Genomic DNA, 18,013 nt, shown 5'->3' on the forward strand with positions numbered 1-18,013 from the left:
ACCCCACCCAACCCGAGACGAAACGGGCCTCCGCCGGAGCCGGCGGGGGCCTCGTCGCGTGCCAGGGGCGGCTCATACGCCGCCGTAGCCGTGCAGGCTGTCGAAGAAGATGTTGACGCCGTAGTAGTTGATCAGGAAGCAGACCAGGCCCGCGATGCACAGGTAGGCGGCCCTGCGGCCCTTCCAGCCGGCCGTGGAACGCGCGTGCAGGTAGATGGCGTAGACGATCCAGGTGATGAACGCCCAGGTCTCCTTCGGGTCCCAGTCCCAGTAGCGGCCCCACGCGGTCTCGGCCCAGATGGCGCCGGCCACGATGGTGAAGGTCCAGAACGGGAAGACCGCCGCGTTGATCCGGTAGGAGAAGCGGTCCAGGGTGATCGAGGACGGCAGCCGCTCCAGCACGGAGGTGGCGAACCGGCCCGGCTGCCCGCCGGCGACCAGCTTGGCCTCGTAGCGGTCGCGGAACAGGAACAGCACTGCCGCCACCGCGCCGACGTACATCAGCGCGCCGCAGATGATCGCCAGCGGCACGTGGATCCACATCCAGATCGAGTCGAGCGCCGGCACCAGCTGCGTCGAGTCGTTGTAGAGCACGGTCACCGCGAGGCCGAGGTCGAGCAGCACGGTGGTGACCAGCGGCAGGCCGAGCCAGCGGATGTTCCTGCGGAAGGCCAGGAAGCCCAGGTAGCTGGCGACCGCGACCATCGAGAAGGCGGTGGAGAACTCGTACATGTTGCCCCAGGGACCCCGCCCCACGGCGATGGTGCGGGCGACGACGCCGCCGAGGTGCAGCAGGAACGCCAGCGTGGTCAGCGAAACCGCGATCCGCCCGAACGTGTCACCCCGCTCGTCGTCGCCTGCGGCGCCGGGACCGTCCGGGACGGCGTCGCGCTCGGGCGAGGAGGAGCGGGTGACGATTCTGGGCCGCTCCAGGACCGAGGTGGTGCCGCCCTTGCGGACCATGACGGCGGGCCGCTGGGCCGGCACGGCGGCCGGCTCGGCGGCGGCCTCCTCGCCGGAGAGCGCGGCCGCGGTGCGGGCCACCCTGCTGCGGCTGCCGAAAATCCACTCTGCGGTGTAGGCGACGAACGTCAGCGCGTAGACGGCCATCGCCGTGTAGATCAACAGGTTGCTGAAATCGGCCAGGCCCTCGTCTGCGGCGAGCGTCATGGGCGTGCTCCTTCGGCGGCGGACTCTTCAGAAGTATCAGAACCGGGGGCCTCTTCGGGCTCGGCGGGCAGCATCGGCGCCACCGGCTCGAGGGCCGCGGCGAGGGAGGCCAGCTCCACGGGGATCCTGCCCGACTCGGTGCGGCCGAGGGAGGCCATCTCGACGACGGTGTGGCCGTCGTCGTGGCGGTGGGCGCGCACCCAGACCCGGCGGCGCTGGAGCAGCAGCGAGGCGGCGAGCCCCGCGATGGCGGCGAGCGCGCCGCCGAGCGCCCAGCCGTTGCCGGCGCGGGTCGAGATCTGGAAGGTGGCCCACCGCTCGAAGCCCTGGAACTCCAGGGTGCCCTGGTCGTCGGGCAGTTCGATGGACTCGCCGGGCCGCAGGTCGAAGCGGAAGACGTCGCCGGTCTCCTCGTCGACCATCTGCTCCATGTGGGTGGTGTCGAGCTGGTAGACGTTCTGCGGCAGGCCCGAGTCGAGGCCCAGGTCGCCGCGGTAGCCGGTGAGGGTGAGCACCGGGTTGTCCGGGTCGGGGAAGGTGGAGTGCGGGCCGCGGACCTCGTCGATGTTGTAGGTGGGGCTGAAGAAGCCCTGGAAGCCCAGCTGGTCGGGTCGCCCGTCCGGGCCGACGTAGTCGGTGACCTTGATGACGCCGACGGAGGTGAGCGCCTGGTCCTGCGGGATGAACGGCACCGGGCCGCTGAACGCGACGTTGCCCTCGCCGTCGGTGATCCGCACGACGGGCGCGAAGCCGTGGCCGAGCAGCCGCACCCGCTCGTCGCCGATGCTGAGCGGCTCGTTGACCTGGATGGTGGTGGAGCGCTCGGTGCCGTCGGCGGTGCGGTAGGTGACGTCCGCGTCGAAGCGGGACGCGGTGCCGAGGTCGGGCCCCGAGCGGGTGAACTCGGCGTGGAACTCGTCCAGCGTGAAGCTGAAGTTCCCCAGGTCGTCGGTGTCGTAGAACGGCCCGGAGGAGAAGTCGTCGTACTGGGTGAGGTTGTTGGTGAAGTCGTAGCCCTCGACGACCAGCTTGCCGCCCTCGGCGTAGTAGAGGCGGCCGGCGGCGAAGGCGATCAGCAGCACGACGAGCGAGAGGTGGAAGACGAGGTTGCCGACCTCCCGCAGATAGCCCTTCTCGGCCGCCACGTGGGACCAGCCAGGCTTGGCGTCCTCGCGCAGGTCGGCGCGGAAGCGGCGGCGCCGCAACTGCCGGTGCGCCGCGTCCAGCACGTCCTCGGGCGCGGCGTCGGTGTGCCAGGTGGTGTAGGCCGGCATCCGGTCGAGCCGGCGGGGGGCGCGCGGCGGCCGGCCGCGCAACTGGCCGACGAACTGCCAGGAGCGCGGGATGATGCAGCCGACCAGCGAGACGAACAGCAGCAGGTAGATCGCCGAGAACCAGACCGAGGAGTAGACGTCGAAGAGCTGGAGCCGGTCGTAGAACGACGAGAGCCCCGGGTTGCGCTCCTTGAAGTCCTGCACGGTCGTGGTGCTGGCGTTGTTCTGCGGGATCATCGAGCCGGGGATCGCGGCCAGCGCCAGCAGGAACAGCAGGATCAGCGCGACCCGCATCGACGTCAGCTGGCGCCAGAACCAGCGCGCCCAGCCGACCAGTTCGCGCCCGAGCCAGGTGAGGTGGCCACGCGCGCCCGGCTGGCGGGTGCCGCCGAACGAGCCGGCGACGACGGTGGCCTCCGGCTCCTCGACGGGTGCGGTGGAGAGCCCGCTGGTGGCGGCCTCGTCGGTGCTCTGATCGACTGTCTCTTTGGCCATGGGTGTCAGATCCAAACCTGGAAGTCGGCGGACCAGACCTGCATCTCGTAGATCATGCGGTCCCAGACGCCGGTGAACAGCAGCACGCCGGTGGTGATCAGCATGGCCCCGCCGAGCCGCATCACCCAGGCGTAGTGGCGCTTGACCCAGCCGAAGGCGCCGAGCATCCGCCGGAAGGCGAGCGCGGCGACGATGAACGGCAGGCCGAGGCCGAGACAGTAGGCGAAGGTCAGCAACGCGCCGCGCCCGGCGGTCGCCTCGCTGAACGCCAGCGCCTGCACGGCGCCCAGCGTCGGGCCGATGCACGGCACCCAGCCGATCCCGAAGACGAAACCGAGCACCGGAGCCCCGGCGAGCCCGACCGACGGCCTGACGTGCAGCCGGAACTCGCGCTGGGTGAGCTTGGGCAGGAAGCCGACGAAGACCAGGCCGAACAGCACGATCAACACCCCGAAGACCTTGTTCAGGGTCTCCCGGTGGTTGACCAGGTTGGCGCCGAAGCTGCCGAAGAGCGCGCCGCCGGAGACGAAGACGGCGGAGAAGCCGAGCACGAAGAGCAGCGCGCCGAGGAACATCCGGCCGCGCCTGGCGTCCTTGAGGTCGGCGCCGCCCACCCCGGTCACATAGGAGAGGTAGCCGGGGACGAGTGGGAGCACGCAGGGCGAGAAGAACGACACAAGACCGCCGAACACCGCCACCGGCAGGGCCAGCAGCAGCGCGCCGTTCAGTACCGTCTCGTTGGGGTTCATGTGCTGGTCACTCGACTCACTCTTCGGCGATCACGGGTTCCAGCGCCGCGAGCAGGTCGTCGTCGGTGAGCGGGCGCAGGGCCCTGGCCGCGATCCGGCCCTCCCGGTCGATGATCAGCGTGCTGGGGATGGCCTGCGGGTTGAGCACCCCGTTGGGGAACTCGCCGATGAGCCGGCCGTTGGGGTCGTAGAAGCTGGGGAAGCCGATCTCGTACCGGCGCTCGAAGGCCAGCGCGTTGTCGACGCTGAGGTCCCGGGTGTTGAGCCCGAGGAACCGCACGCCCTGGTCGGCCGTGGCCTCCTCGGCGGCCACCAGGTGCGGGGCCTCGGCGCGGCACGGCGCGCACCAGGAGCCCCACACGTTGAGCACCACGACCTCGCCCCGGTAGTCGGAGAGGCTGATCTCCTCGCCGTCGAGCGTCTCGCCGGTGAGGTCGGGGGCCTCGGTGCGCTCGGCGGCCGCGACCTGGGTGATCTCCCCGGTGCCCTCGACGTAGTTGGTGCCGTCGCCGGAGGTGGAACCACCCTCCCCGCCGCTGCAGGCGCCGAGGAGCAGCACGCCGGCCAGCGCGGCCGTGGCGGCTCCGACGACCCTGCCGAAAGCCCGGTTCTGGATCATGTGAAAAGTTTCCCATGCGCCATTTGAGGATCTTCCCCGCCCCCCGTCTAGTGCCTAGCGGCGAGACACCACGGCACGCGGCGCGCCTCGGCAGCGCCGAGCCAAGGGCCTGCGGCCCGGCGGCGAGCCGTCGCGCACGCGACGCCCTCCGGCACAGCGGCCCCCGCTCGTCCAGCGGAGCGACACCGCGGCCGCGCCACGCGCCACCGGCCGTGCCGGCCCGGCGGGCGGGCCGAGCCCCCGGCGAAGCGAGCCCGCAGGCGCCGCCGGCCGCCCCGCGCCATGCGGCGCGCCAGCCACCGGGCCAGGTCGCGGCAGCAGGCCCGCGCGGCTCGGCCGCCCGCCGGCACGCGGCCGAGACACCGGGCGGCTCCGGCCGCGCAGCGGCGGCTGAGCCGGCCGCGCCCGGCCGGCGGCAAGCCGTCGCACGCGACGCCGGCCGGGCGGGCCGAGGCGCCGCGTGCCCCAGCGGAGCGAAACCGCTCGGCCAGCGCAGCGGCTACGCTCCGAAGCCCGGGGACTTGCCCTTTGCCGGCTTCGCCCCGGCGCGGAGGTGGGCGGGGACCAGGTCGCGGGCCGGCTCGGTGTAGGTGACGGCGACGATCTCGTCACCCCGGTAGGTGAAGCTCGTCAGCGAGGCGAGCGTGCACTGCCGGCTGCGCGGGTCGTGCCACAGCCGGCGGCGCTCGACGTAGCTCCGCAGGATCCAGATCGGCAGCTGGTGGCTGACGACGACCGCCTCGTGGCCGCGGGCCGCGTCGCGCGCCGCGTCGATCGCGCCCTTCATCCGCACCACCTGGTCCACGTACGGCTCGCCCCAGGAGGGCCGGAACGGGTTGCGCAGGTGCCGCCAGTTGCCTGGGCGGCGCAGCGCGCCGTCGCCGACACCGAAGGTGCGGCCCTGGAAGACGTTGGCCGCCTCGATCAGCCGGCTGTCGGTGGCGATGTCGAGGCCGTGGGCCTTGGCGATGGGAGCGGCGGTCTCCTGGGCGCGCTCCAGCGGCGAGGCGACGACGTGGACCACGTCGTTGCCGCCGAGGTGCGCGGCGACCCGCTCGGCCATCTCGCGGCCGAGCGGCGAGAGATGAAAGTCGGGCAGGCGCCCGTAGAGCACGCCGGTGGGGTTGTCAACCTCGCCGTGCCGCATCACGTGGACGACGGTCCGCTCGCTACTGTCGCTCATCGCTCTCACTTCGCTTCGGGCCTACTCGGTGGTCTGGTCGGAGCCCGGGTCTCTGCCGCGCCTCCGGCGGACGGCTAGGCCACCGCCCGGGCCGCGGCGCTGGCCGCCGCAGGCAGCGCGGCGGCGATCCGCTCCAGGGCACGCTCGTCGTGCGCGGTGGACACGAACCACGCCTCGAAGGCGGAGGGCGGCAGGTAGACGCCGTGCTCCAGCATGGCGTGGAAGAACGCGGTGTACCGGAAGGTGTCCTGCTTCTTGGCGCCGGCGAAGTCGGTGACCTCGTCGGCCGTGAAGAAGATCGAGAACATGTTGCCGGCGGCCGAGACGGTGTGGGCCACGCCCTCCTTGGCCAGCGCCCGGCTGGCCAGGCCGCGCAGTTCGGCCGAGGTGGCGTCGAGCCTGGCGTAGGCGGCGGCGTCGAGCAGCCGCAGCTGGGCGAGGCCCGCGGCGGTGGCCACCGGGTTTCCCGAGAGCGTGCCGGCCTGGTAGACGGGCCCGGCGGGGGCGAGCCGGTCCATCACGTCGGCCCGGCCGCCGAAGGCCGCGGCCGGGAAGCCGCCGCCCATCACCTTGCCGAAGGTGATCAGGTCGGGCACCACGCCCTCGATGCCGAACCAGCCGGCGCCGCTGACCCGGAACCCGGTCATGACCTCGTCGGAGATCAGCAGCGCGCCGTGCTGGGCGCAGAGGTCCTTGAGGCCCTGGTTGAAGCCGGGCGCGGGCGGCACGACGCCCATGTTGCCCGGCACGGCCTCGGTGATGACGCAGGCGATCTCGCCGGGGTTCGCCTCGAAGGCGGCGCGCACGGCGGCCAGGTCGTTGTACGGGAGGACCACGGTCTCGCCGGCCTGGGCGCCGGTGACCCCCGGGGTGTCGGGCAGCCCGAAGGTGGCGACGCCGGAGCCGGCGGCGGCCAACAGGGCGTCCACGTGGCCGTGGTAGCAGCCGGCGAACTTGATCACCTTGGCACGCCCGGTGAAGCCGCGGGCCAGCCGGATCGCGGACATCGTCGCCTCGGTGCCGGAGGAGACGAGACGCACCCGCTCCACGGGCGCCACCCGGGCCACGAGCTCCTCGGCCAGCTCGACCTCGCCGGGCGTCGGCGTGCCGAAGGAGGTGCCGCGCTCGACGGCGGCCCGCACGGCGTCGAGCACCGCCGGGTGGGAGTGGCCGAGGATCATCGGTCCCCAGGAGCAGACGAGGTCCACGTACTCGCGGCCGTCGGCATCGGTGAGGTAGGGACCGGCGCCCGAGACCATGAAGCGGGGCGTGCCGCCGACGGCGCCGAACGCGCGCACGGGCGAGTTCACGCCACCCGGGGTCACCGCCGCGGCACGAGTGAACAGCGTCTGGGAGACTGGCGCCACCGATTGCGCGGAATCCGCTGAATAGGATGAGGTCACGCGATCCATGGTGTACATGGTGACAGAGGCCCTCACAGCTCGGTGTCGGGGCGTTTCGCCGGCGCCTGACGGGGGAGGTCTCTGAAACGATGATCGGGTTGCGCGGCGGGGGTCGCGATAAGTGCAGGTGGTGACATGCAGCGCGGTGGCGAAGTGGGCGAGGGAACCGGGGATCTGGGGCCGGAGGCCGCGGGTCCGCGTGCGCGCGCCCGGCGCGGGCGTCACCGCCGCGATCTGGAGAGCGGAGCCGGCGCCGACTTCGACTTCGGCGGCCGGGGCAGCCGGATGGCCGTAACGTACAAGTACTTCGGCGCCCCCGACGGCGCCACGGCGGCCCGCGTGCCGCTCTCGATGCGGCCCGAGGAGCTCGGCGGGGACGAGCTGGGCCAGGGCATGTTCACCAGGATCAAGCCGGAGACGATGGCCGCCATGGTCCTCACCGGCATCGAGGGCATACCCCTGCACCGGGTGCCGCCGCTCGAACTGGTGGTGCTCCACCCCGACTACGCGGTGGTCAAGCTGCCCACGACCGTGGTCGACCCGCTGCGCGGCATCGGCGACGAGACGGTCGGCGCCGCCGCGTTCATCTGGTCCACCGTGCCCGACCGCAGCGGCCCGAGCGACGCCTTCGGCGTCTACCGGCTGCTCAGCGAGTGGCAGGACTTCTCCCGCCGGCTCCACGAGGCGGGCCACCAGCCGTACTGCCTGGTCTGGCCGTAGGGACACGCCAGACCACGACCTCGCGCCGGCCCGGCTCCTGGCGAGCATCGCCGTCTGGGGAGCCGGGTGCCAGGGAGGGCCGCCGGGGCGACCTGGCGGTACCGGTCCGGTCGCGTCCGGGGTTCAGTCGTCGTCGAGCTTGCGGGTGTCCCGGGGCTCGGCGTAGGGCTCCTCGCCGGGCGGGTGTCCGGCCTCGATGGCGCGGGCGCGTTCGAGTTCGGCGTCGAACTCGAGGCCGAGCAGCAGCGCGAGGTTGGAGATCCACAGCCAGACCAGGAAGACGACGATCGTCGCCAGACTGCTGTACGTGCTGCCGTAGCTGCCGAAGGTGGCGACATACACCGCGAACGCCACGGAGGCGGCCAGCCAGAGCGCCACGGCCAGGAGGCTGCCGGGCGTGACCCAGCGAAAGCCGTGCTTCACGTTGGGCGCCGCCCAGTACAGGATGGCGGTGATCAGCGCCGCCAGGAGCACCAGCACCGGCCATTTCGCGTAGTCCCACACGGTGACCGCGGTGCCGCCCAGGCCCAGCACGTCGCCGGCCCGGCGGGCCACGGTGCCGGTGAAGACGACGCCCACGGCGACCAGGGCCAGCAGCACCACCATGGCGGCGGTGATGGCCAGGCGGGTCGGGAGGGTCTTCCAGACCGGGCGGCCCTCGCCGATGTCGTAGATGGCGTTGGACGCGCGCATGAAGGCCGCGATGTACCCGGAGGCGGACCACAGGGCGAGCGCGATGCCGACGACCAGAGCCACGGTGGCCTGGCCTCGACGGTGGCCCAGGTCGCGCAGCAGGGTGTCGAGCACGTCCTGTACGGCGCCCGGGGCCAGCGTGGCCACGTTGTCGATCAACGGGTTGATGGCCGAGGGGCCGATCAGGCCGATGATCGAGACGAGGGCCAGCAGGGCCGGGGCCAGGGCGAGCACTCCGTAGTAGGTCAGAGCCGCGGCCCAGTCGGACAGGTTGTCCGCCCTGAACTCTCGCAGGGTGCGTTTGAGCGCGGCCCGCCAGGAGGCCTTCGGCAGATCCGTCGGCCCCCTGGGGGGCGGCTCAGCTGACATGCGCTGGCGGGTAACCGTGAATGAATGCCCTAAACCACGTAAAACGGAATCGGCGCCGCCATCGGCGGCCGCCAGCCGGGGCCATCCATTTGCCTAGTCAATCAACGGGATTATGGTTGCCTAAGTCAAACAATACCGCCCTTGATCGAGGCCCCTCCCATATCCCACGCCCCCGCCGCGGTCGCCGGAGCAGGAGCCTCCGCACGGCCGAGGCCCAACGCCGTGGTCGCGGTCCTGGCCCTCGCCGGGATCGTGGTCTCCACGATGCAGACCCTGGTCATCCCGATCGTCCCCGAGCTCCCCCGGCTGCTCGACGCCTCGGCCTCCGACGCCGCCTGGGCGGTCACCGCCACCCTCCTCGCCGCCGCTGTCGCCACCCCCGTGGTCGGCCGGCTCGGCGACATGTACGGCAAGCGCCGCATGCTGCTGACCAGCCTCGTCCTGCTGGTGGTCGGCTCCCTGGTCGGCTCCGTGGTCTGCGCCCTCAGCGACTCCCTGGCGCCCACGATCGCCGGCCGCGTCCTCCAGGGCCTCGCCGCCGCCGTCGTCCCGCTCGGCATCAGCATCATGCGGGACCAGCTCCCCGGTGACCGGCTGGCCGGGGCCACCGCGCTGATGAGCGTCTCGCTCGACGTCGGCGGCGCCCTCGGCCTGCCCGCCGCCGCCTTCATCGCCGACAACTTCGACTGGCACGTCCTCTTCTGGACCTCGGCCGCGCTCGGCCCCGTCGCCCTCGCGCTCGTCCCGCTGATCGTGCCCGCCTCAAGGGCCCGCTCCGGCGGCCGGTTCGACCTGGTCGGCTCCCTCGGCCTCTCGGCCGCGCTGGTCTCCCTGCTGCTCGCCGTCTCCAAGGGCGCCGACCGGGGCTGGACCAGCTCCACCACCCTCGGCCTCGACGCCGCTGCCGTCGTGCTCCTGCTGCTCTGGGGCTGGTTTGAGCTGCGCACCGAGCGGCGGCTGGTCGACCTGCGCGCCACCGCGCGCCGCCAGGTGCTGTTCACCGACCTCGCCTCGATCGCCCTTCGGCTTCTCGATGTTCGCGATGTCGCTGGTGCTGCCGCAGCTCCTCCAGCTGCCCGAGGAGACCGGGTACGGGCTCGGCCGGTCGATGCTGCCGTCGGCCTGGTGATGGCCCCGCAGGGCCTGGTGATGATGGCCATGGCGCCGCTGTCCGCCGCCATCTCCAAGAGCAGGGGCCCGAAGGCGACCCTGATGCTCGGCGCGCTGATCGTCGCCGCGGCTACGGCCTGAACATCCTGCTGATGTCGGAGATCTGGCACCTCGTCCTGGCCGCCTGCGTGATCGGGGCCGGCGTCGGCTTCGCCTACGGCGCGATGCCCGCACTGATCAAGGGCGCCGTGCCCGCCTCCGAGACGGCCGCCGCCAACAGCCTCAACACGCTGATGCGGTCCATCGGCACCTCGGTCGCCAGCGCGGTCGCCGGCGTCATCCTGGCGCAGCCGACCACCGACTTCGGCGGCTTCCCCCTGCCGTCCGAGCACGGCTGCCAGGTGGTCCTCGGCATCGGCGCGGGCGCGGCGCTGCTCGCCTTCGCCCTGGCCGCCTTCCTGCCCCGCCGGCGCGACGGGGCGCCGGCGGGGGCCGCCGGGGCGCCCGAGCCGGCCGCGGAGCTCGCCGGCAGGTGAGCCGGGCCCGGGCCGCGGAACCAGGCCGGACGGCCGTGCCGCATCCACGTTCCGTGGGTGCGGCGGCCGTCTGGCGTCCCGCCACGGCGGCCACCGCGCTCACCGCTCGCCCAGGCCAGGCCTGGGCTCCGCGCATGAGCCACGAGTGAGCGGCGAGTAAGCCACCGTCCGGCGTGCGGTCGGCTCGGAACCCTGAGGCCCTCGCACGCGTCAGGTAGACGAGACCGTTCGGAAGGCGGCGCCGCCCCTCGCGGCCAGCGACCGGCGGCCAGCGACTGGCTCACCTGGCCTTTCACGCCGCCCATGGGGTAGACATGTTCCCCCGCCGGTCCACGGGAGGTTGACCGGTCGGATGTGGCCGGTTCGGCAGAGGGAGGGCGACCCGGTGCAGCGCGCCGCGACACACCGCACCGCGAAGATCAGGCAGGCCATCGCCGCCACGCTGGCGACCGTGGCCGTCCTCGGTCTCGCGGGCGCCTGCGAGGCCGGCCTCGGCGGCACGGACGACGCCTCGGGCACGACCGGGGACGCCGGCACCCCCGGTGCCCAGCAGCCGCAGCCCGGCCGGTTCTCGGTGCTGCCCGAGCCCTGCGGCTCGGTGCCCGTCGAGACGCTCCGCGAACTGCTACCGGAGGCCGACGAGGAGACCTACGCCGGCCAGCCCCAGCCCACCTACGACACCGGTCGCCGGGTCGGCTGCGTCTGGCACCACGCGACCGCGAACGACTCGCGGTGGCTCGACGTCGACTTCCAGCGCATCGTGTCCTACACGCCGAACATCAGCGACGACGACCAGGCCGAGATCGACTTCGAGGCCCGGGCCGACGCCGCCGGCGTCTCGGTGACCAGCCCCTCGACGCCCGCGGACCCCCTCGCGCCCCGGCTGCTCGATGGCATTGGTCACGTCGCGTTCATCAACTCCACGCTGACCAGCGACAACGCACAGAACCGTCGAGACGTGCAGGTGGCGTTTCGGACTGCGAACGTTATCGTCACGGTGAACTACACCGTGTCGACCACCGGCGCGGGCAGCGCGCCGGACGGCGCGCTGCTCCAGCAGCGGGCGCAGGGCGTTGCCCAGGGGCTCGCGGGTGGTTTCGACGGCTGAGCGCGTTTCGGGCGCGCGGCGTGCGCCGCGGCGTACCGTGTGCTCGCAACGGCTCGGCCGAGACAACTGGAGCGAAGTAACCATGGACCGTACCGCCTCGCGACGACCCGCATCGCGACGCCCCGCATCGCGATTCGCCGTCCGCGCGCTGGCCCTGGCCGCGCTGCCCGTGCTGCTGGTCACCGGTTGTTCCTCGTCGTCCGACTCGTCCGACGACGCCACGCGGGACAACGAGCCGGAGAGCGTCGCCCCCACCCCCGAGCCGGTCCGCTTCGAGGGCCTGCCCGAGCCGTGCCAGACGATCGGCCAGGACACCATCGGCGAGGTGGTCCCCCAGGCCGACCCGGAGTCCGGCGAGACCCTCAGCTCCTCCGACACCTCCACGTCGGCCGCCTGCCTGTGGAGCGGACTCGACGACTTCCAGTTCCGCTCCCTCACCGTCGCGCTGCGCCGCTTCGACTCCGACCTCTCCCTGGGCAGCGGCGACGAGCGCGCCACCGCCTACGTGCAGCAGATGGTCGACGAGATCACCGGCGACGACGCCAACCGCGACGTCGAGTCCGCCGAGCTGGCCGAGACCGGCGACGCCGCCACCTCCATCGCGTACACCGTCACCAAGACCGGCGAGGAGGACGAGGACGAGCAGGACTACCGGCAGCAGCGGGTCGTCTCCCGCGTCGGCAACGTGGTCCTGACCCTCGACTACTCGGGCGCCGGCTTCGAGGGCGACGACATGCCGTCCGCCGACTCCGTCCGGGAGGCCGCCGAGACCGCGGCCCGCGAGGCCGTGGCGGCCGTCGACGCCTCGGCCGACGCCTCCGGTGGCGAGACGCCGGCCGAAGAGGAGTCCCAGGAGTCGGGGGACGACGCGTAGCGGCTTCGCCGCGTGGAATGTGCCTTGAGCGAAGCGACCGGGCGCGCTCTCTCCCCAGGCACTTCGTGCAGGGCGCGCCCCCACCCAGGCCGCCAGGCCTGGGGGAGCCAGGGCTGACCGGACGTGACGTTCGTAACAGGCCACACGTCGGCGGCAGCGCGGCTCACACCGGGCCGTGTTCGCGCGCGGCACCCGACATGCCGCTCCACGGCGCGGGGTAACGCGGCGAAGTGCCGTGGCTGGCGTCGCGGCCCTTGCGGGGCTTTCGCAACAGGTCCTGGCGGCCCGCGTCGCCGTCAGGAGCCGGCGGCGGAGCCGTCGCGGGCCAGCTCGGCGGCCAGCCGACGCATGACGGTGCGGTTGGCGCGGCGCATGGTGGCCCGGGCGACGGGTGCCAGCAGGCGGTCGGCGAGCGGGGCGCGCGTCCAGCCGTAGGTGAACGACACGCGGCTGCCGCCGGTGCGCGACGGTTCGATGGTGTAGATGCCGTGGGCCAGCCGCCGGCCGCCCGCGCTGACGTTTCGTTCGACGATGCGCCGGGGCGCCTCGGCCTCGACGACCTCGATGGTGACGTCGGTCCTCACGCCGCCCAACGCGGCGGTGACCGTGGCGCACGCCCCGACGCCGCGGCCGGGACCGCTGTAGCGCCAGTCGGTCAGGTAGTGGTCGGTGAACCGCTCGTGGTGCGCCATGACGTCGAGAAAGTCGTAGACCTGCTCGGGCGTCCGCGGCACGTCGATCGACACGGTGACAGGCTTCATGTACCACACGGTACACGCGCCATGTACCAATCGGTACACTCCTGCCGTGGCGAACACGGACGACGCGCGGCCGGCGAGCGAGGCCGCGGACGGCACGGACGGGAACCGGCGCGCCCGGCTGTTGGAGGCGGCCGTCGACCACGTCGCGGCACACGGCATCGGGGACCTCAGCCTGCGCCGCCTGGGCGCCGCGATCGGCGTCAGTCACCGCATGCTGATCCACCACTTCGGCTCCAAGGAACAGCTGCTCGCCGAGATCATCAGGACGTCGGAGCGGCGCCAGCGCGATCTGCTGGCTCAACTCCGCCTCGAACCAGGGCTCTCGCCGGCCGATGTCGCGCGGCGACTGTGGCGGCGGTTGACGGATCCCGGTCTCGCGGGTCAGGAGCGGCTCTTCTTCGAGATCTGCGGGCACGCGCTGCGTGGCCGCCTGGAAGCCGCGCCCGTCCTCGAAGGGCTCGTGACGGACTGGCTCGAGCCGCTCGTGGCCGCAGAGACGGCCGCGGGGGCGGATCCCGTGACGGCCGGGAACCGCGCCAGGCTGGGGCTCGCCACCGTCCGCGGCCTGCTGCTCGACCTGCTCGCCACCGGCGACCGCGCCGGCGTCGACGCGGCGATGGAGGAGTTCCTCCGGCTGTACTACGGCTCGGAGTAACGCATCACCCTGATCGAACACCTGACTTGACGCGTGTGCGAGTCTGTCCCCTGACCTTGTCATGACCGGGGGAGGGTTCCCGCGTGGCCGCGATCAAGCTGACACGCCCGCACCGCATACTGGTCGGCATCATCCTGGCCGGGGCCGTGCTCATCGCCGCGATCGGCTTCGTCGGCTCGTACGCGGCCGTGAAGGAGCTGGCCGAGGAGAAGGGCTTCGGCGCCTTCTCCCCCTTCTTCCCGATCGGCGTCGACGTGGGCATCGTCGTGCTGCTCGCCCTCGACCTGCTGCTGACCTGGCTGCGCATACCCTTCCCGTTGCTCCGGCAGACCGCGTGGCTGCTGACCGCCGCCACGATCGCGTTCAACGCCGCCTCGGCCTGGGGCGACCCGCTGGGCGTCGGCATGCACGCGATCATCCCGATCCTGTTCGTGATCACCGTGGAGGCGGCGCGGCACGCGATCGGCCGGGTGGCCGACATCACCGCCGACCGGCACATGGAGGGGGTGCGGATGTGGCGCTGGGTGCTGGCGCCCGTCCCCACCTTCCGCCTGTGGCGCCGGATGAAGCTGTGGGAGCTGCGGTCGTACGAGGAGGTCATCGCGATGGAGCGCGACCGCCTCGTCTACCAGGCGCGGCTGCGCGCCGACTACGGGCGCGCCTGGCGCCGCAGGGCGCCGGTCGAGGCGCTGATGCCGCTGAAGCTGGCGCGGTACGGCGTCCCTCTGCAGGGGGCCGAGCCGGGGCCGGGGCCGTGGGCCGGCCCCGGCCGGCCGGCCGGCACCACGGCGGCGCTGCCGGCCGCCACCGCCGGCGGCACCATGTCGGCCGGGCCGGCGGCCCTGGCCGGCGCGAACGGCGCGAACGGCGCGAACGGCGCGAACGGCGCGAACGGTCCATGGACCGGCCAGCCGGCCGGCACCGCGGCCACGCAGGCGGCGCCTGCCGGCGACGGTACGGCGGCGAACACCGGCCCTGCCGGCAACGGGCGACCCGACGCCGCCAACGGCCCCTGGGCCGGACGACCAGCCAGCACCGCGGCCACACAACCGGCGCCTGCCGGCGACGGCATGCCGGCCGGACCGGCGGCCCTGGCCGGCGCGAACGGCGCGAACGGTCCATGGACCGGCCAGCCGGCCGGCACCGGTGCGGCCGGCCAGGCCGGCACCGCGGCGACGACGAGCGGCGCTCCGGTCGGCAACGGGCGACCCGACGCCGCCAACGGCCCCTGGGCCGGCCAGCCGGCCGGCACCACGGCCTTCGGCGGCCCTGGCACGGGCGACGGCGCGAGGGACGAGCGGCTCGCGACCGTCGAGAACGGCAACGGCCCTGCCGGCGACGGCGGCGCGTCCGACCAGCCGGGGCCGGGCAGGACGGCCGCGCCGGCCGGCCTGCCCGGCCAGGACGACCGGTTCGCGGAGGAGGAGGCCTGGTGGGTGGCCAACCAGCCGCCGCCGGACGTCGATTCCGACGTCGAGCCGCGGTCCGGGGTGTCCGTGCCGGTCGGGGCCGGCGACCGCCGCCGCCCCCTCGGCGGCTCGGCCGTCCCCGAAGAGCAGCCCGCGCCCTCGCCCGCCGAGGGCCCGGAGGACGCGGCGCGCAGCGAGACCTTCTACGCCGCCTACCGCCAGTACGTCCTGGAGCAGGGCACGTTCCCCAACGCGCGCCAGCTCTCCAGGTTCCTGCACGAGCGCCAGGGCATCACGGACGCGGACGGCGCGCTGCTCAGCGAGCCCTACCTCCGCGAGTTCACCCGCGGCTTCCGGGAGCGGTACGGCGCCGAGATGGGCACCGGCGTCTGACGACCGTCACGGCCCAGGCGTGCGCCCCACCGTCTCGATGCCGGGAACGAGCGGCTCCCGGTTCACGATCTCGTACCTCACACGGTATCTACCGACCCGAATACGGAGCAGATCCCGCCCATACGCCTGAGCACCCGGCGGCCGTGGGTGCTTCCGAAGCAGATTGACCGAGTCCAGCACCTGATCGATGCCGCCTGGGTCATCCTTCCGATAGGTCGTCATCGCCCGGCGAGCCTGCGGAGACCACACGACCTTGCTCACGCTCCGTGCCCCTCGCCGCGCAGTTGGCCGACGAACTCGTCATGTTCGACGCCATCGTCCACGCCCCTCAGGCGATCGATCTCGTTGAAAGCCACGTCCAAGGCGTCGCGCACGTCCTCCCAGTCCGCGACGCTGATCAGTAGGGCCAGCACCTCGTCGCCGTCCGTCAGTGCCACACGCTGCCGCTCGGCGCCGATCCGCGCCGCCAACTCCCGGAGCCGCGACGGGCCTGGTCCACCGCGACGCTGCCGTCGGGGGCGGCTTCCGTGTTGTGTTTGACGGCTTCCAACAGCGCGTCGATGCCGTCCCTGGGCATAGGACCACCCCTTTTGCTTTTACCATTCGTGTTCACAGCATCGCAGAACGCGATGCCCACTGTCAGCGGGTCACTGTGTGCGTGGTAGGCCGCCGGCAGGTGGCCGGTCATGCGACGGACCAGCAACCAGACCATCAGCAGGGACGGCCGGCTCGGCTGACCGCAGAGCCGACAAGCGCCGCTCCCGGGTCGACGTGGCCCAAGGCACGGCGGTCATCCGGCTGCCGGCCCCGCCATGAATGGGCGGAGCCCTTCGCCGCGTCGGTCCTGTGGCACCCGGGAACAACACACCGCGCCGCCGCAGCCGCCCCCGCCGCGGCAGCGCCGACTCGCCGCCCACCAGCACGTCACCCTGCCGCCCTGAGGCCCGTTGAAGGGTTCAGCGGAGAGCGGTCGCGAACACGGATCGGTGGTCGGCGGTATGGCTGTGTTCGCGCAGGGACCATGCGATGCGGGAGAAGATCTGTTCGGTGTCGGCCACGCGCGGTTCGGGGGCGTGGAGGTGCTGGCGCCACCAGTCGGCGTTACGGGCTTGGCGGTCGAGCATGGCGTCGACGAGGGCGGCCCGGTCGGAGGCGCCGAGCCCGTAGGCGTCAGAGATGACGCGCACCTGCGCGGCCTGCGCCTGGACGGGTGGCGCTTGTGGCTTGGAGGAGACGCACCAGGTCCAGGCCATGTATCCGAGATCTTCCAGGGGGTGGCCTGGCGCCGCCATGTCGAAGTCGATGAAGGCGGCGGGCCGGTCGTCGCGGAAGACGACGTTGTTCGGACCCGGGTCGTGATGGCACACCACGGGGTGGGCTCCGGCCAGGCTGCTGCCGCGAGTGGCATCGTGGAGCGACCGCAGAAGGGCGCCGGCGGCGGCAACCTGGTCGTCGCTCCAGGTCCGGAATCCGGTCGGCACCTCTCCTGGCAGGTAGCTGAAGGTGTCGCGGCCGCTGGCGTCGAGTCCGAGGTGGCGCGGCGCGCCGTTGAAGCCGTGCCGTTCCAGGTGGCCGAGCAGGTCGGCGACGAACTCCGACGCGGCTGTCACGGGGCGTCGAACGGTGTCGTTGACACGTACGACGCCCGGGGTGATCCGCCCGCCGGACAGCGATACCTCGTCGTCCGTTCCCCGCATGGGTCCAGGCATGGGTCAGGTTTTCCCTCGTCACTCTCCGTCGGTGGTATCCCCGGCGCGTCGGTCGCTGGCGCAGGCCGGATCAACCCCGCTCGGCCGGGCAGGAACCACGAGTTCGCGCAGCGCGAGACGCGTCGTGACGTTCGGTTCAGATTCCCAGGCGGGCGGCGATGCCGTCCAGGACCGCGTCGAGTCCGGTCTCGAACTGTCCTGCCAGGTCGTCCTTGCGGGTCGCCTCGCGGATGTAGCGGGCGTAGGTCGGATAGCGGCCCGTGTCCAGCAGCCACGCCATGCGGGGGGCGAGGCCGTCGCGCGCCTCGTGCGGGGTGGCCCAGCCCTGCTCCCGCATCAGCTCGCCGAGGGCGATCTCCTGGCCGACGGCGCCCCGCGTGTACGCGTCGACGGTGCGCCAGACCGTCATCATGGCGTCCGCGTCGAGCCGGTCGAGGGCGGCCAGGGCGTTCTCGACGACGGCCAGTTGGTTCGGGGTCAGGATGACGGTCGCCGTGCGGACGGCCCAGGGGTGGCGCAGCAGCACGTCCCTGGCGCGCAGGGCGAGCAGGCGAATGCCCGCCCGCCAGCCCTCGTGGGGCTCCTCCGGCGGGGGAATCTCGCCGTAGACGTGGTCGACCATCAGCTCGAGCAGCTCGTCCTTGCCTGACACGTAGCGGTAGGCGGCCATGGGCGCGACCCCCAGGTCGGCCGCCAGGCGCCGCATGGTGACGGCGTCCAGGCCCTCGGCATCCGCGATGGACACGGCCGTCGCGGCGATGCGGTCGGGGGTGAGCGTGGCGC

The 18,013-nt window shown here is 72.8% G+C and carries 20 protein-coding genes; 7 read left to right on the plus strand and 13 right to left on the minus strand.

All coding sequences use genetic code 11. The features are described from left to right. Positions 1-72 precede the first annotated feature (72 nt). From ccsB to hemL, 6 genes are all read right to left on the minus strand, one after another. Positions 73-1,170, minus strand: coding sequence for a c-type cytochrome biogenesis protein CcsB (gene ccsB, locus E1265_RS17730; RefSeq protein ID WP_132931286.1), 1,098 nt, complete (start codon positions 1,168-1,170; stop codon positions 73-75). Next, complete coding sequence (locus tag E1265_RS17735) at positions 1,167-2,939, minus strand: cytochrome c biogenesis protein ResB (protein ID WP_132931287.1); 1,773 nt, start codon at positions 2,937-2,939, stop codon at positions 1,167-1,169. Before E1265_RS17735 ends, ccsB begins: the two co-directional genes overlap by 4 nt. A gap of 5 nt (positions 2,940-2,944) precedes the next feature. Next, positions 2,945-3,688, minus strand: a complete 744-nt coding sequence (locus E1265_RS17740) for a cytochrome c biogenesis protein CcdA (protein WP_132931288.1) — start codon at positions 3,686-3,688, stop codon at positions 2,945-2,947. Between the two features lie 16 nt (positions 3,689-3,704). Next, positions 3,705-4,307, minus strand: a complete 603-nt coding sequence (locus E1265_RS17745; protein WP_132931289.1) for a TlpA disulfide reductase family protein — start codon at positions 4,305-4,307, stop codon at positions 3,705-3,707. A gap of 499 nt (positions 4,308-4,806) precedes the next feature. Further along, a complete protein-coding gene (locus tag E1265_RS17750; protein WP_132931290.1) occupies positions 4,807-5,490 on the minus strand; it encodes a histidine phosphatase family protein in 684 nt (227 codons plus the stop codon). Positions 5,491-5,564: 74 nt separating this feature from the next. Then, a complete protein-coding gene (gene hemL / locus E1265_RS17755; RefSeq protein WP_132931291.1) occupies positions 5,565-6,902 on the minus strand; it encodes a glutamate-1-semialdehyde 2,1-aminomutase in 1,338 nt (445 codons plus the stop codon). Positions 6,903-7,028: 126 nt separating this feature from the next. Here hemL and E1265_RS17760 point away from each other — a divergent pair, with 126 nt between their 5' ends. Then, positions 7,029-7,613, plus strand: a complete 585-nt coding sequence (locus E1265_RS17760; RefSeq protein WP_132931292.1) for a hypothetical protein — start codon at positions 7,029-7,031, stop codon at positions 7,611-7,613. 123 nt (positions 7,614-7,736) lie between these two features. Here the strand turns inward: E1265_RS17760 and E1265_RS17765 are convergent, their stop codons facing one another. Further along, positions 7,737-8,675, minus strand: a complete 939-nt coding sequence (locus E1265_RS17765; protein WP_132931293.1) for a YihY/virulence factor BrkB family protein — start codon at positions 8,673-8,675, stop codon at positions 7,737-7,739. Between the two features lie 222 nt (positions 8,676-8,897). On the opposite strand from E1265_RS17765, the gene E1265_RS17770 reads away from it, so the two are divergent. The 4 genes from E1265_RS17770 to E1265_RS17780 all read left to right on the plus strand — a co-directional run bounded on the left by E1265_RS17770 (position 8,898) and on the right by E1265_RS17780 (position 12,303). After that, complete coding sequence (locus E1265_RS17770; protein ID WP_243740889.1) at positions 8,898-9,926, plus strand: MFS transporter; 1,029 nt, start codon at positions 8,898-8,900, stop codon at positions 9,924-9,926. 11 nt (positions 9,927-9,937) lie between these two features. Next, the gene (locus tag E1265_RS39210) at positions 9,938-10,321 is read left to right on the plus strand and encodes a hypothetical protein (RefSeq protein ID WP_243740890.1); all 384 of its coding nucleotides are present in this window, start codon (positions 9,938-9,940) and stop codon (positions 10,319-10,321) included. A gap of 385 nt (positions 10,322-10,706) precedes the next feature. Beyond that, positions 10,707-11,429 (plus strand): DUF3558 domain-containing protein, encoded by a 723-nt coding sequence (locus E1265_RS17775; RefSeq protein WP_243740891.1) that lies wholly within the window; start codon positions 10,707-10,709, stop codon positions 11,427-11,429. Positions 11,430-11,511: 82 nt separating this feature from the next. Continuing rightward, positions 11,512-12,303 (plus strand): DUF3558 domain-containing protein, encoded by a 792-nt coding sequence (locus E1265_RS17780; RefSeq protein ID WP_132931294.1) that lies wholly within the window; start codon positions 11,512-11,514, stop codon positions 12,301-12,303. Between the two features lie 296 nt (positions 12,304-12,599). Here the strand turns inward: E1265_RS17780 and E1265_RS17785 are convergent, their stop codons facing one another. Next, positions 12,600-13,064, minus strand: coding sequence for an SRPBCC family protein (locus E1265_RS17785; protein ID WP_132931295.1), 465 nt, complete (start codon positions 13,062-13,064; stop codon positions 12,600-12,602). 46 nt (positions 13,065-13,110) lie between these two features. Between E1265_RS17785 and E1265_RS17790 the strand changes: the two genes are divergently transcribed. Continuing rightward, the gene (locus E1265_RS17790) at positions 13,111-13,719 is read left to right on the plus strand and encodes a TetR/AcrR family transcriptional regulator (protein WP_243740892.1); all 609 of its coding nucleotides are present in this window, start codon (positions 13,111-13,113) and stop codon (positions 13,717-13,719) included. Positions 13,720-13,802: 83 nt separating this feature from the next. After that, entirely contained in the window at positions 13,803-15,521 is a 1,719-nt protein-coding gene (locus E1265_RS37090; RefSeq protein ID WP_243740893.1) for a DUF2637 domain-containing protein, read from the plus strand. Between the two features lie 6 nt (positions 15,522-15,527). Here the strand turns inward: E1265_RS37090 and E1265_RS17800 are convergent, their stop codons facing one another. The 5 genes from E1265_RS17800 to E1265_RS17815 all read right to left on the minus strand — a co-directional run. Further along, positions 15,528-15,782, minus strand: coding sequence for a type II toxin-antitoxin system RelE/ParE family toxin (locus E1265_RS17800; protein ID WP_132931297.1), 255 nt, complete (start codon positions 15,780-15,782; stop codon positions 15,528-15,530). Then, positions 15,779-15,958 (minus strand): hypothetical protein, encoded by a 180-nt coding sequence (locus E1265_RS17805; protein WP_165953779.1) that lies wholly within the window; start codon positions 15,956-15,958, stop codon positions 15,779-15,781. Before E1265_RS17805 ends, E1265_RS17800 begins: the two co-directional genes overlap by 4 nt. After that, positions 15,949-16,098 (minus strand): hypothetical protein, encoded by a 150-nt coding sequence (locus E1265_RS37095; RefSeq protein WP_165953780.1) that lies wholly within the window; start codon positions 16,096-16,098, stop codon positions 15,949-15,951. Before E1265_RS37095 ends, E1265_RS17805 begins: the two co-directional genes overlap by 10 nt. 379 nt (positions 16,099-16,477) lie before the next feature. Next, positions 16,478-17,131, minus strand: coding sequence for a phosphotransferase (locus E1265_RS17810; RefSeq protein ID WP_243740894.1), 654 nt, complete (start codon positions 17,129-17,131; stop codon positions 16,478-16,480). A 235-nt stretch (positions 17,132-17,366) separates the two neighbouring features. Next, positions 17,367-18,013, minus strand: a 647-nt coding sequence (locus tag E1265_RS17815) for a TetR/AcrR family transcriptional regulator (protein WP_132931300.1), incomplete at its 5' end; no start/stop codon positions are given.

Origin of the sequence: Streptomyces sp. 8K308 (genome assembly GCF_004348315.1) — a bacterium.
GTDB lineage: Bacteria > Actinomycetota > Actinomycetes > Streptomycetales > Streptomycetaceae > Streptomyces.

Coding starts and splice junctions, on each gene's coding strand:
- E1265_RS17740 (WP_132931288.1), bottom strand. CDS start 3,688: ATGAACCCCAACGAGACGGTACTGAACGGCGCGCTGCTGCTGGCCCTG.
- E1265_RS17785 (WP_132931295.1), bottom strand. CDS start 13,064: ATGAAGCCTGTCACCGTGTCGATCGACGTGCCGCGGACGCCCGAGCAG.
- E1265_RS17760 (WP_132931292.1), top strand. CDS start 7,029: ATGCAGCGCGGTGGCGAAGTGGGCGAGGGAACCGGGGATCTGGGGCCG.
- hemL (WP_132931291.1), bottom strand. CDS start 6,902: ATGGATCGCGTGACCTCATCCTATTCAGCGGATTCCGCGCAATCGGTG.
- E1265_RS17750 (WP_132931290.1), bottom strand. CDS start 5,490: ATGAGCGACAGTAGCGAGCGGACCGTCGTCCACGTGATGCGGCACGGC.
- E1265_RS39210 (WP_243740890.1), top strand. CDS start 9,938: ATGTCGGAGATCTGGCACCTCGTCCTGGCCGCCTGCGTGATCGGGGCC.
- E1265_RS17735 (WP_132931287.1), bottom strand. CDS start 2,939: ATGGCCAAAGAGACAGTCGATCAGAGCACCGACGAGGCCGCCACCAGC.
- E1265_RS17745 (WP_132931289.1), bottom strand. CDS start 4,307: ATGATCCAGAACCGGGCTTTCGGCAGGGTCGTCGGAGCCGCCACGGCC.
- E1265_RS17765 (WP_132931293.1), bottom strand. CDS start 8,675: ATGTCAGCTGAGCCGCCCCCCAGGGGGCCGACGGATCTGCCGAAGGCC.
- ccsB (WP_132931286.1), bottom strand. CDS start 1,170: ATGACGCTCGCCGCAGACGAGGGCCTGGCCGATTTCAGCAACCTGTTG.
- E1265_RS17780 (WP_132931294.1), top strand. CDS start 11,512: ATGGACCGTACCGCCTCGCGACGACCCGCATCGCGACGCCCCGCATCG.
- E1265_RS37095 (WP_165953780.1), bottom strand. CDS start 16,098: ATGCCCAGGGACGGCATCGACGCGCTGTTGGAAGCCGTCAAACACAAC.